Origin of the sequence: Pedobacter sp. SL55 (assembly GCF_026625705.1) — a bacterium.
Lineage (GTDB): Bacteria > Bacteroidota > Bacteroidia > Sphingobacteriales > Sphingobacteriaceae > Pedobacter.
The window spans coordinates 525,971-537,940 of sequence record NZ_CP113059.1 but is presented as its reverse complement, the minus strand read 5'-3'; the positions used below and the strand labels follow the sequence as shown (position 1 = coordinate 537,940).

Sequence of the window (11,970 nt, the reverse complement as noted above, 5' to 3'; positions counted from 1 at the left end):
TATGGAACGTAAAGAGCGTAAAAGAGTATTAATAACAGGGGCCGCTGGGTTTTTAGGTTCACACCTTTGCGATAGGTTCATTAAAGAAGATTACCACGTAATCGCTATGGATAACCTAATTACTGGTGATTTGGCCAACATCGAACACCTTTTTAAGTTAGAAAATTTCGAGTTTTATAACCACGATGTTTCTAAGTTTGTTCACGTTCCTGGAAAGCTAGATTATATTTTGCACTTCGCTTCGCCCGCAAGCCCAATTGATTACCTAAAAATCCCAATCCAAACCTTAAAAGTAGGTTCTTTAGGTACGCATAATTTACTGGGGTTAGCTAGGGCAAAGGGTGCTAGGATGTTGATTGCATCTACTTCCGAAGTTTATGGCGATCCTAATATCAATCCACAACCAGAAGAATACTGGGGTAACGTAAATCCGGTTGGCCCACGTGGTGTTTACGATGAAGCAAAGCGTTTTCAGGAAGCGATTACGATGGCTTACCACACCTTTCACGGTGTAGAAACACGTATTGTGCGTATCTTTAACACTTACGGCCCGCGTATGCGACTGAATGATGGAAGGGTATTGCCCGCATTTATTGGTCAGGCTTTAAGAGGTGAGGATTTAACCGTTTTTGGCGATGGTAGCCAAACCCGTTCTTTCTGTTATGTAGATGATCTGATAGAAGGTATTTATCGTTTGCTACAATCTGATTATGCTAGTCCGGTAAACATTGGCAATCCAGACGAAATTACCATTAAACAGTTTTGCGAAGAAATTATCAAGTTAACGGGCACAAACCAAAAAATTGTGTACAAGCCATTGCCGCAAGATGATCCTAAGCAACGCAGACCAGACATTACTAAGGCCAAACAGCTATTAAATTGGGAACCAAAGGTAAATAGGGCAGAGGGTTTAAAAATTACTTACGAATATTTCAAGTCGTTATCCCCAAAAGCCTTAGCGAAAATAGAACATAAAGATTTCACTACGTATAATAAATAAGATGTCGAAGATTTTAGTTACAGGCGGAACAGGCTATATCGGTTCGCATACCGTTGTTGAGTTACATAATGCAGGTTACGAAGTTATCATTGTAGATAACCTTTCTAATTCTAACATCAAGATTTTAGATCAGTTAGAAAAAATTACAGGTAAACGTTTTGACTTTGTAGAGCTTGATTTGCAAGACGCAACGGCAGTAGATACTTTCGCCAAACAAAATCAAGATCTTTCTGGTATTATCCATTTTGCAGCCTACAAAGCAGTGGGCGAATCGGTAGAGCAACCCTTAAAATACTATAAGAACAACTTTTATAGTCTGATTAATTTGCTTACTGCTTATCCTAAAAGCAACTTTGTATTTTCTTCTTCTTGTACAGTGTATGGTCAGCCAGATCAATTGCCTGTAACAGAAGATAGCCCCGTTAAAAAGGCTGAATCTCCTTATGGAAATACCAAACAAATTGCAGAGGAAATTTTAATGGAGACTGCCAAGGTAACTCCTGGACTAAATGTAATCGCTTTGCGTTATTTTAATCCGGTAGGGGCGCACAAAACAGCTTTAATTGGAGAGTTGCCAAATGGAGTTCCTCAAAATCTGATACCTTTCATCACGCAATCGGCTATCGGTAAACGCGGTCCAATACAAGTTTTTGGAAACGATTATGATACGCCAGATGGTTCTGCCGTTCGTGATTATATTCACGTGGTAGATTTGGCCAAAGCACACGTAGCTGCGGTTAAAAGATTGGAGGATGGAAAAGTAGACGGTTACGATGTTTTTAACTTGGGTACAGGAAAGGGTTCTTCGGTTTTAGAAATCATCAATGCATTTGAACAATCTACAGGAGAGAAATTGAACTACAAAATTGCACCCAGAAGAGAGGGCGATGTAGAAAAAACCTATGGCGATGTAACCAAATCTAAAAATGTTTTAGGTTGGCAAACAGAACTAGATTTAAACGAAATGATGCGCTCTGCTTGGGAGTGGGAGAAATATATTAAAGACAATCCGTTTTAGATGAACCGTGTGTATTTAAGTTAATTATAGGTTTATTGCTTTACAAACAATAACCAGCATCTGACAAATAAAATCAATCTGATAACAGATGAAACTGAGTGAGCATAAAGAGCTGAAAAAGGAAATCTTGGCACTGCCAGTAAAAGAAAAAGACAAATTACTTTTACGCTTGGTGGCAAAAGATAAAGTGCTTACCGAACATTTACATTTTTTATTACTGGAAGATGAAAGCAACCTTAACGATAAGGTTGCTTTTATTAAAAATGAGATTGTAGATGTGTTTGATGATCTAAATACTACTCCAAAAACAAGTTCCAAAGATACACTGCTGCTTTTACGTAAACTTACCAAGCAAATCAACCATTTTTATAAAGTTACCAAGGCCGATTTTGAGGAAATAGAATTGAAACTCTTAATGTTTAATGCTGCGCCAATGAAATTTAGGTTTAAAGTACATTCTCTAACTAAAAATCATGAGCAGTTGTTGGCTAATTATGTAGTAAAGGCAATATTAATGGTATTACGTAAGTTCGAAAAGCTACATGAAGATTTACAGTTCGATCTAAAAGAAGAAGTAAATCAACTATTGGCAAAAGTTTACGATAGCTATATCGAAAAAACAGCCGTTAGTTTAGGCTTGCCCAAAAGCATCATCTGATAGCTAACCAATAGCAATACTTTTTACTTTTTGTCTTTTTACTTTTAACTTAGCAAAGTGTTTGGTCTATTCAAAAAACGTAGTAAAGAACCTAGTATTGATTTTTCATCGATAGCTACAGATATGCACTCGCATATTATACCAGGTATTGATGATGGCGCCCCAAACCTAGAGGCATCATTGGCAATGGCAAAACGTTACGTTTCGTTAGGTTTTAAAAAAGTGATTGCCACACCTCACGTAATGGCCGATTTTTACAGAAATACTCCCGATACCATCAATAAAGGATTGGACATTTTAAGAGAAAGCTTGTCGCAAAACGAAATTGATTTAGAAGTAGAAGCAGCTGCAGAGTATTATTTTGATGAAACTTTCATCAACAAATTGAACCGTAAAGAAGTGTTGGGCTTTGGTAACAATTATCTATTGTTTGAGCTTTCATATATTAACCAACCGCCCAATTTGCTAGATGTGTTGTTTAAAATACAAGATGCAGGTTTTTATCCGGTATTAGCCCATCCAGAGCGTTATCCTTATTATCACGGTAGTATAGAAAACTATCAGCAAATTAAAGAATATGGCTGCTTTTTGCAATTAAACACCATTTCGTTAACGGGCTACTATGGTAAAGGTGTAAAAAATGCTGCCGAAAGTTTGGTAGATTACAACTGTATTTCTTTTTTAGGAAGCGATATGCATCATTTGCGTCACGCTCAAGCTTTAAAAGATAGTTTAAATCTTTCTAGGGTAGAAAAATTAATGGCTCAAGGCCAATTGAACAACTTGCTGCTGTAGATGTTTAACTTAACACTTACTAAGTTTTTAAAACTTCGTAAATCTAATTTATGCGTTTTACAAGGATGCTTAGCCGGCAGCTCATTACTTTAATCATTAAACCTTATTGCAGCGAAAATACTTTTTGTTGCGTCATTTCGAACGCAGAGAGAAATCTCAAATTAACGGCACTTATGGAACAGTCTATCTACGTTCAAAGTGACGTTAGCAGTACACAAAAAGATTATAGCGGAAAGAAGGGCTTCAGTTGCCAAGGACTACCAGCTTAATTTTCTCAAAATAACTTTTGTGTCAAGATTACTCGTATCGCAAAGCCTCTACCGGGTCAAGTTTCGAAGCTTTTTGTGCAGGATAATAGCCAGAAAGAATGCCAACGGCAATACACAAAGCTAAACCGCCACCAATAAACACCCAAGGGATAATGAACCCACCACTCATAGCCATGGAGATAATGTTTCCGATAGCCACACCTAAAAATATCCCCAAAATACCTCCAAGTAAACAAATTACAATGGCTTCTATTAAAAATTGTTTACGTATAACCGATGGGTTTGCGCCAATTGCTTTTCTAATTCCAATTTCACGTGTACGTTCGGTTACCGATACCAACATGATGTTCATTAAAGCAATAGAAGCACCCAGCAAGGTAATGATACCAATGGCCATGCCTCCAATTTTTACCACTTTTAAGTTTTCAATTAAGGTTTGTGCTACTGCATCACTCTTGGTAATTTCAAAATTATTGGCTTCTCCAATCTTTATTTTTCTAATGCTCCTAAACGTGGAGGTAGATTCTCCAATAATATTGTCTACCACATCGCCGCTTGGTACCATAACCGTAATGGTGTAAGAAGGGTTGGCATTAGCGTTAATTAATTTAGCCTTAAATAAAGGTACATAAACCGCTCTATCTATACTTGCCCCCATGCTAGAGCCTTTTGCAGCAAGTACGCCTATCACTCTAAGTCTATTGTTGCCGGCAGTAATCACTTTGTCTAATGGTTCGGCGCCTTTAAATAAACTCTTTGCAATTTCCGAGCCTATTACACAAATGTTTGGAGCGCTTAGTGCTTCGGCACTATTAAAACTTCGGCCTTGTGCAAGTTCCAAGCCCTGTGCGGCCAAGCCATTTTCGTCTATACCTCTAATGTTAATATTGGGATTGGTTTTCTCTTGTCCATATTTTACGGTAGAGCCTCCGCTGGCAAAAACACTAATAGATACCGGTGCAGGTGTGTTTAAGCGTTCTTTAAATTTGATGGCATCTTCGTATCTAATGGGCTTATAGCTCTTGGGTCTTTCGCCAGAACCTCCAATTCTAATACCTGTGCCTCTATTTCTAATGGTAAACGAGTTGGCACCCATACTAGAAAAGGCATCTGTCATTTTTTTCTCAATGGCATCAATGGTGGTTAAAATCCCAACCAAAGCCGAAATTCCTATGGCTATAATGAGTGCAGTAAGAAAAGTACGCAAGCGGTTACTTTTGATAGATTGCATGGCTAATCGTACATTTTCGCTGTAGTTCATTAGAGGTATTTAAAAATTAATTTTTTGTTTTGATGCCTTAAATCTTATCCTGTAAAGGTAAAAATAAAAAGTCCCGCTGTTAAGACAACGAGACCTCTTAAAATGTTACAATATTTTTTTGCTTAGGTGTAAGCACTGATGTAGTTACACTGAAAAGCTTGTTCCGCAACCGCAACTGCTGGCGGCATTAGGATTATTAAAGGTAAAACCTCTAGAGTTAAGTCCATTTTGCCAGTCTATTTCCATCCCCAATAGGTACATTTGGTGTGCTTTGTGCATAAATACCTTAATGCCATCTATCACAAATTCTTGATCGCCTTCTTTCTTTTGATCAAAACCCAGTACATAATTCATGCCCGAGCAGCCGCCACCTTCTACACCAACACGTAAGCCGAAATCTTCAGCAATTTCTTGTTGGTCTTTAAGTTTTATCAATTCGCTAACAGCACCAGGCGTAAAGCTTACAGGTGCAAAAGTTGTCTCAACAGAATTACTCATCTTTATTTTAAAATTATGATAAACAAATATAAATATTTATGTACATTTTTGCCTTTAGTAATACCTAATATTACGGTTTATAAACAAAACTGAAAATGGATTTAACCAAATTTCTTTTAAATACGGCTACTTTGGCGTTGGGAGGTACCATCATTGTTATTATAGCTTATTATATGGTAAGAAATGATCTCATGAGTTATCTAAATGCTAAAAAAGGTATTGCAGTTGCGGATGATAAAAGTGGTTTGTTGGCTTTACGTTTACAGGCGCACGAGCGTATGATCATTTTTGTAGATAGAATTAATCCCTCAAATTTATTGTTACGTTTGCACCAACAAGGTATTGAGGTTGGCGCTTTGCAGTTGATGGCCGTTAACGAAATTAAGAACGAATTTCAGCACAATATTACCCAACAGCTCTATTTAGATGCAGCCACTTGGAAAGTGATAAGAAAATTGAAAGATGATACCATTGCAATGATTAACAATGCAGTTAAAAATTTGCCAGCCGATGCCTCGGGAATAGAATTGAGTAAAAAGGTGCTTAACCACATGAGCGATATTGAGGAAAATCCTTATGAGCTAACCATTGGATTGGTAAAGCAAGATATACATAAACTATTTTGAGGTTAACTGTTTGAATTGTTTATTTGGTCAATAGATGCGGTTTTCAGTTTGCAATTATCTTTGTAGCTTGCCAGTTAACCGATTAAACAATTAATCAATTTCAGGAGTTAACTAAATCCACAATTAACCAAATAAACTAATGGACGATAAGAAGTTTACTAACACATCTGGAATAGAAATCAAAAATGTGTATACCACTGCGACCCAAAATCTGGAGTTGCCAGGTCAGTTTCCATTTACCAGAGGCATACAAAAAGACATGTACCGTGGTCGTTTATGGACCATGCGCCAATATGCTGGTTTTTCTACCGCCGAAGAATCGAACAAGCGTTACCATTATCTGTTGGCGCAAGGTACCATGGGTTTATCGGTAGCGTTTGATTTGCCCACTCAAATTGGTTACGATTCTGATGACGATATGGCCGAAGGCGAAGTGGGTAAGGTTGGTGTAGCTATCGATTCGTTAAAAGATATAGAAACGTTGTTTGATGGTATAGAATTGCAAAAGATTACCACTTCAATGACCATTAATGCTACGGCATCTATTTTATTGGCCATGTACATTGCTTTAGCCAAAAAGCAAGGAGCAGATTTGCATCAAATTTCGGGAACTATACAGAATGATATCTTAAAGGAATATGCGGCAAGAGGTACCTATATCTACCCTCCAAAACCATCTATGCGTATCATTACCGATATTTTTGAATATTGTAGTAAAGAATTGCCTAAATGGAATACCATCTCTATTTCGGGCTACCATATTCGCGAAGCCGGATCTACAGCAGTGCAAGAGCTGGCATTTACCCTTGCCAATGGTAAAGCTTACTTAAATGCGGCGCTACAAAAAGGTTTAGACATCAATGTTTTCGCTAAGCGCTTGTCTTTCTTTTTCAATTGCCACAATAATTTCTTCGAAGAAATAGCAAAGTTTAGAGCCGCAAGGCGGATGTGGGCAAATATGGTTAAAGGTTTAGGAGCTACAGACGAAAAGGCAATGATGTTGCGCTTCCATACGCAAACGGGCGGTTCTACGCTTACAGCTCAACAGCCATTAAATAATGTGATGCGGGTTTCTAACCAGGCTTTGGCAGCTGTTTTAGGCGGAACACAATCTTTGCATACCAACGGCTATGATGAGGCCTTGTCTTTGCCTACAGAGGCTGCGGCTAAAATCGCTCTACGTACACAACAAGTAATTGCATTTGAGAGTGGTGTTACCGATACGGTTGACCCTTTGGCTGGTTCTTATTTTGTAGAGTCGCTTACTAATGAAATTGAAGCCGCCGCAACTATATATATAGATAAGATAGAGGTAATGGGTGGCTCGGTAAATGCTATTGAGAGCGGCTACATTCAACAAGAAATAGCCAATGCCGCTTACCAATACCAAAAAGAGGTAGAAAGCGGGGAGCGTGTAATTGTGGGTGTAAACAAATTTGTCCAAAAAGAAGAGGGTTTTGATGAGGTATTTAATATCGATGAATCGATTAGAACAATACAAATAGAAAAGCTAAAAAAGTTAAAGACCGAAAGAGATAATAAGGCCGTAGAAGCTGCATTAAGCGATTTGAAAAAAGCCGCCCAAGGAAGTGAAAATTTAATGCCTTTTATATTGCTTGCTGTAGAAGAATATGCTACCTTAGGAGAAATAGCAAACTGTTTAAGAGAAGTGTTTGGAGAGTACTAAAACAGTGTGGAAAAATAGTTATTAACATCAATTATTGAGGTGGGCTTGTTTATGCTGTTGCTGTTTAAGTAGTTACGAAATAATTCAAAAAAATATTCGAAATGTTGATAATTTTTTGAATATTCGAAGTCCCAAATGAGCGGTACCTGATCGCACATTTTAGAACTGAAAATCAATAAATTATAGAAAACGATATGGAAAAAACTTGTACAGAAGTGTGGAATAGCTGTCTTCAAATCATTAAGGATAATATCCCGAATCAAAGTTTCAAAACTTGGTTCGAACCGATATCTGCTCTTAAGTTAGAAGGCAAAGTTTTAACCATACAGGTACCTAGTTTATTTTTCTACGAGTGGCTTGAGGAGCACTATGTTGGTTTACTTAGAAAAACAGTAAAAAAGCAGTTAGGAGATGAGGGTAGATTAGAATACAATATCGTTGTAGATAAGTCGTCTAGTACAGGCTCTCCATACACTACTAACATGCCATCTAATGGAAACGGTGCTGAGGCAAAAACACAGTCAATGCCTATCCCTGTTTCTATCAACAAGGATATTAAAAACCCGTTCATTATACCGGGCTTAAAAAAGCTTAATGTTGATCCACAATTAAATCCTAATTATACATTTGATAATTACATTGAGGGAGATTGCAACCGTTTGGCTCGTTCTGCAGGTTATGCGGTAGCGGCAAAACCCGGAGGTACCTCATTTAATCCATTAATGATTTATGGCGGCGTAGGTTTAGGTAAAACCCACTTGGCCCAAGCTATTGGTAACGAAATTAAACGTAGTGTACCAGATAAATTGGTAATTTATGTTTCTTGCGAAAAATTCTGCCAGCAATTTGTAGACTCGCTAAAAAACAATACCATCAATGATTTTGTAAACTTTTACCAAGCAATGGATGTCATCATTATGGATGATGTGCACAATTTTGCAGGAAAAGAAAAAACTCAGGATATTTTCTTTCACATCTTTAACCACTTGCACCAATCAGGAAAGCAAGTGATCTTAACATCAGATAAAGCTCCTAAAGATTTAGCTGGTTTAGAAGAAAGATTGTTGAGCCGTTTCAAATGGGGCTTATCTGCAGATTTGCAGGTGCCAGATTTAGAAACTCGTGTAGCTATCCTTAAAAAGAAAATGTACGCAGACGGTATCGAATTGCCAGGAGAGGTGGTAGAATATGTAGCGCATAACATTGATAATAACGTTCGTGAGCTGGAAGGAGCCATGGTTTCGTTGTTGGCTCAGTCTACCTTGAATAAGAAAGACATTGATTTAGCGTTAGCTAAACAGATGTTGAAGAACTTTATTAAAAATACCTCGAAAGAAATTTCGATGGAATATATCCAAAAATTGGTTTGCGAATATTTTGAAGTACCGGTAGATATGGTAAAATCGCAAACACGTAAACGTGAAATTGTACAGGCTCGCCAAATCTCTATGTATTTGTCTAAGAGCCACACTAAATCTTCATTAAAAACCATTGGCGCTTTCTTCGGTGGTAGAGATCACTCTACGGTAATTTATGCTTGCCAAACAGTAGAAGATTTAATTGAAACAGACAAGAAGTTTAAAGCTTACGTTAACGATATTCAGAAAAAACTGAAAATGAGTTAATAGTTACTTTAAAGCATAAAAAAAGCTGAGCAATTTTGCTCAGCTTTTTTTATGTATCCCTCGCCCGTCATTTCGAAGAGAAATCTGGAAAGATATCAGAAAATCATAATTAACGTGAGTTCGGGATAATAAGATTATGCTATTTGCTAGCGATAGCGCTTCAAATCTTCGTTCAGCTAATTTTTGGTCTCTTATTTTTCGGGCCGCACCAATAAGCCAAAGCACTTTCTTTGAAAGAAACCTGCGGAGCAAGCATGAAGACAATTAAAAACAAAAGCTACACTGAATAAATAAGCAACCGAGAGTTTTTGTTACTTTTTGCGGTCAAAAAGTAAGAGCCCAGCGGCGGCGAGCTAAAAAAATACGTTCAATGTCAATTTCTCAAGAATTGTAAAGATACTTAAGCCGAACTCACGTTAATTAATGTGAATTATGGATGTTTTTATCTGTTTATCAACAAGTTAGGTGTTTATTTCGAAAATGTGATTTTAAAAAATGGACCTAAAAGCTAGTCCCGAATTAATTTCGGGAGACGAACCGCCCATACCGTCACCCTGACCACGTAGTAGCTGCGAAGCAAATTTATTTCAGGGTCGGTTAGCAAAGATTAAGACTCATAACTCACGTTAATTACTTACAACTTCCCTAAACCATAAAACAAACCAGCAACATGTAGTGCTTGGTCAATCTTATTATCCTTTAGCAATTGTTTCACTTCATCAATACTATAAAGTTCAACATTTAAAATCTCGTGTTCATCTAAATGTTGTTCGTGGGTTTTTACACCGCCTTTTAAAAGGTAAGTAAAGGTTTTGTTGGTAGAGGTAGCTGGGTTAGGGTATAAAGTAGCAATGAGTTCGCAGCTCTCAAAGCTATAACCTGTCTCTTCTAAAAGTTCTCTTTTAACAGCCAATTCTGGCAATTCATCGCCATCAATTACACCGCCCGGTATTTCTAACGATATAATATCTCCCGCAAAGCGATACTGGCGTACCATAATAATTTGGTTATCTTTAGTTAAGGCCACAGCATTTACCCAGTTTGGATATTCAAGCACGTAATAATCGTCTTTAATGGAGCCATTTTGAAGTTCGCAGGTATCAACTCTTAAAGTTGCCCATTTTTCTTGAACTAAATATTTTGAGGCAAGTTTCTGCCATTTTTTAATTTCCATTGCTATCATTAAAAGTTAAAAGTAAAATTCAAAATCAGCCAGTATTTTAATGCAAACTTTTGGTGTGTTTTTTGATTTTTTACTTTTGGATTTTACCTTATTAAAGGTATTGCTGTATAATTTCCTGTCTGTGAAAGTTTACCAGATGTACGATTTTATGTTTCTCTGCTAAAACTTTATAGATCAAATTTAATCTAGGAGCAATTAGTTTATTCCGTTGAACACTAATTCCTAGTTCATAATAAAGAAACTCGCTTAGCGTGTCAAGTTTTTCTGCAGGTAAATCGGTCTCCGAGAGCCATTTTTCGAAGATGTCGATATCATTATTTTCTAAGATATCCGTAGGCAGTTTAAAAGAATTAGCGATTGTTTCATTGAAAAGTAAGCCGGCCTGTGCCAAATCACCCTCCAATTTCAATCCCATAATTCTAGCTAAAACCTGTGCAAGCCTTTCAATTTCTGCCGTAAGTAAATCTCTTCTGTACATTTTTTATGGTTTCGTGTTTAGCGTATTGTTTTTGTTGCCAAATCGTAATTCGTAAATCTAAAATCGTCAATCCGCCTACCAACTTCCGCTACTACCGCCGCCACCAAAACTACCACCACCAAATCCGCCGAAGCCACCGCCTCCACTTCCTCCGCCAAATCCACCACCAAAGCCTCCGCCAGAATTGCCACGACCGCTACCAAATAACATTCCCCAGAAAAGTGCATCAGAAACCCCACGACTGCCGATTACTTCGCCACCACCGCCGCCGCCACCTCTTTTTATGATTAGGATAATCACAATAATCATAATTAATACGATTAAACCCGAACCTGCGCCGCCAACACCTTTTTTAGCTCTAGGCTTATCGTTTTTGTATTCGCCCTTAACTAACGAAATGATGGAATTGGTTCCTGCATCTATACCTGCGTAATAATTTCCGTCCTTGAAAAAGGGCTTGATGTCGTTTTCTATAATTCTTTTGGTATAGATGTCTGGTAAAGCACCTTCTAATCCATAGCCAGTTTGTATAGACAATTTTCTATCGCCAAGGGCAACCAATAAAATTACACCGTTATTTTTTTCTTTGCCTCCAACTCCCCAAGCTCTCCCTAACTTGTAGGCATATTCGTTAATGTCGTAATCGTCAACAGATTTTATAATTACTACCGCAATTTGATTTGAGGTAGAATCGTCAAAAGCAACAAGCTTACTCTCTAAATTAGCAACTTGCGCTGCAGATAAAGTATTGGTATAGTCGTTAACTAATTTGTTCGATTTTTCAGGAAAATTCTGTCCAAAGCCGAAGAGAGACGAAAGCAGTATGGTAATTAAAAGAAATATTCTTTTCATGTAACTGATGTTAAAAGGCT

General features: G+C 37.5%; 12 protein-coding genes. 7 read left to right on the top strand and 5 right to left on the bottom strand.

The annotated features are described in order from the left end of the window. Window position 1 precedes the first annotated feature (1 nt). The 4 genes from OVA16_RS02340 to OVA16_RS02325 all read left to right on the top strand — a co-directional run bounded on the left by OVA16_RS02340 (window position 2) and on the right by OVA16_RS02325 (window position 3,471). Complete coding sequence (locus OVA16_RS02340) at window positions 2-1,000, top strand: UDP-glucuronic acid decarboxylase family protein (RefSeq protein ID WP_267763311.1); 999 nt, start codon at window positions 2-4, stop codon at window positions 998-1,000. A 1-nt stretch (window position 1,001) separates the two neighbouring features. Next, window positions 1,002-2,018, top strand: a complete 1,017-nt coding sequence (gene galE / locus OVA16_RS02335) for a UDP-glucose 4-epimerase GalE (RefSeq protein WP_267763310.1) — start codon at window positions 1,002-1,004, stop codon at window positions 2,016-2,018. 88 nt (window positions 2,019-2,106) lie between these two features. Then, on the top strand, window positions 2,107-2,676 hold the full coding sequence (locus OVA16_RS02330; protein ID WP_267763309.1) for a hypothetical protein: 570 nt from the start codon (window positions 2,107-2,109) through the stop codon (window positions 2,674-2,676). Between the two features lie 57 nt (window positions 2,677-2,733). Then, window positions 2,734-3,471, top strand: a complete 738-nt coding sequence (locus OVA16_RS02325; protein WP_267763308.1) for a tyrosine-protein phosphatase — start codon at window positions 2,734-2,736, stop codon at window positions 3,469-3,471. Between the two features lie 297 nt (window positions 3,472-3,768). Here the strand turns inward: OVA16_RS02325 and OVA16_RS02320 are convergent, their stop codons facing one another. Continuing rightward, a complete protein-coding gene (locus tag OVA16_RS02320; protein WP_267763307.1) occupies window positions 3,769-5,001 on the bottom strand; it encodes an ABC transporter permease in 1,233 nt (410 codons plus the stop codon). 144 nt (window positions 5,002-5,145) lie between these two features. Further along, the gene (locus OVA16_RS02315; protein WP_267763306.1) at window positions 5,146-5,499 is read right to left on the bottom strand and encodes a HesB/IscA family protein; all 354 of its coding nucleotides are present in this window, start codon (window positions 5,497-5,499) and stop codon (window positions 5,146-5,148) included. 95 nt (window positions 5,500-5,594) lie between these two features. Between OVA16_RS02315 and OVA16_RS02310 the strand changes: the two genes are divergently transcribed. The 3 genes from OVA16_RS02310 to dnaA all read left to right on the top strand — a co-directional run bounded on the left by OVA16_RS02310 (window position 5,595) and on the right by dnaA (window position 9,437). Continuing rightward, the gene (locus OVA16_RS02310) at window positions 5,595-6,125 is read left to right on the top strand and encodes a hypothetical protein (protein ID WP_267763304.1); all 531 of its coding nucleotides are present in this window, start codon (window positions 5,595-5,597) and stop codon (window positions 6,123-6,125) included. A 139-nt stretch (window positions 6,126-6,264) separates the two neighbouring features. Beyond that, window positions 6,265-7,812 (top strand): acyl-CoA mutase large subunit family protein, encoded by a 1,548-nt coding sequence (locus OVA16_RS02305; RefSeq protein WP_267763302.1) that lies wholly within the window; start codon window positions 6,265-6,267, stop codon window positions 7,810-7,812. Window positions 7,813-8,006: 194 nt separating this feature from the next. Beyond that, entirely contained in the window at window positions 8,007-9,437 is a 1,431-nt protein-coding gene (gene dnaA, locus OVA16_RS02300; RefSeq protein ID WP_097134053.1) for a chromosomal replication initiator protein DnaA, read from the top strand. Window positions 9,438-10,071: 634 nt separating this feature from the next. On the opposite strand, the gene OVA16_RS02295 is transcribed toward dnaA, so the two are convergent. The 3 genes from OVA16_RS02295 to OVA16_RS02285 all read right to left on the bottom strand — a co-directional run bounded on the left by OVA16_RS02295 (window position 10,072) and on the right by OVA16_RS02285 (window position 11,950). After that, window positions 10,072-10,611: an NUDIX hydrolase gene (locus tag OVA16_RS02295; protein ID WP_267763299.1), complete on the bottom strand. Its 540-nt coding sequence runs from the start codon at window positions 10,609-10,611 to the stop codon at window positions 10,072-10,074. 100 nt (window positions 10,612-10,711) lie between these two features. Next, a complete protein-coding gene (locus OVA16_RS02290; protein WP_267763298.1) occupies window positions 10,712-11,098 on the bottom strand; it encodes a hypothetical protein in 387 nt (128 codons plus the stop codon). 75 nt (window positions 11,099-11,173) lie between these two features. Next, window positions 11,174-11,950 (bottom strand): TPM domain-containing protein, encoded by a 777-nt coding sequence (locus OVA16_RS02285; protein ID WP_267763297.1) that lies wholly within the window; start codon window positions 11,948-11,950, stop codon window positions 11,174-11,176. Window positions 11,951-11,970: the final 20 nt, after the last annotated feature.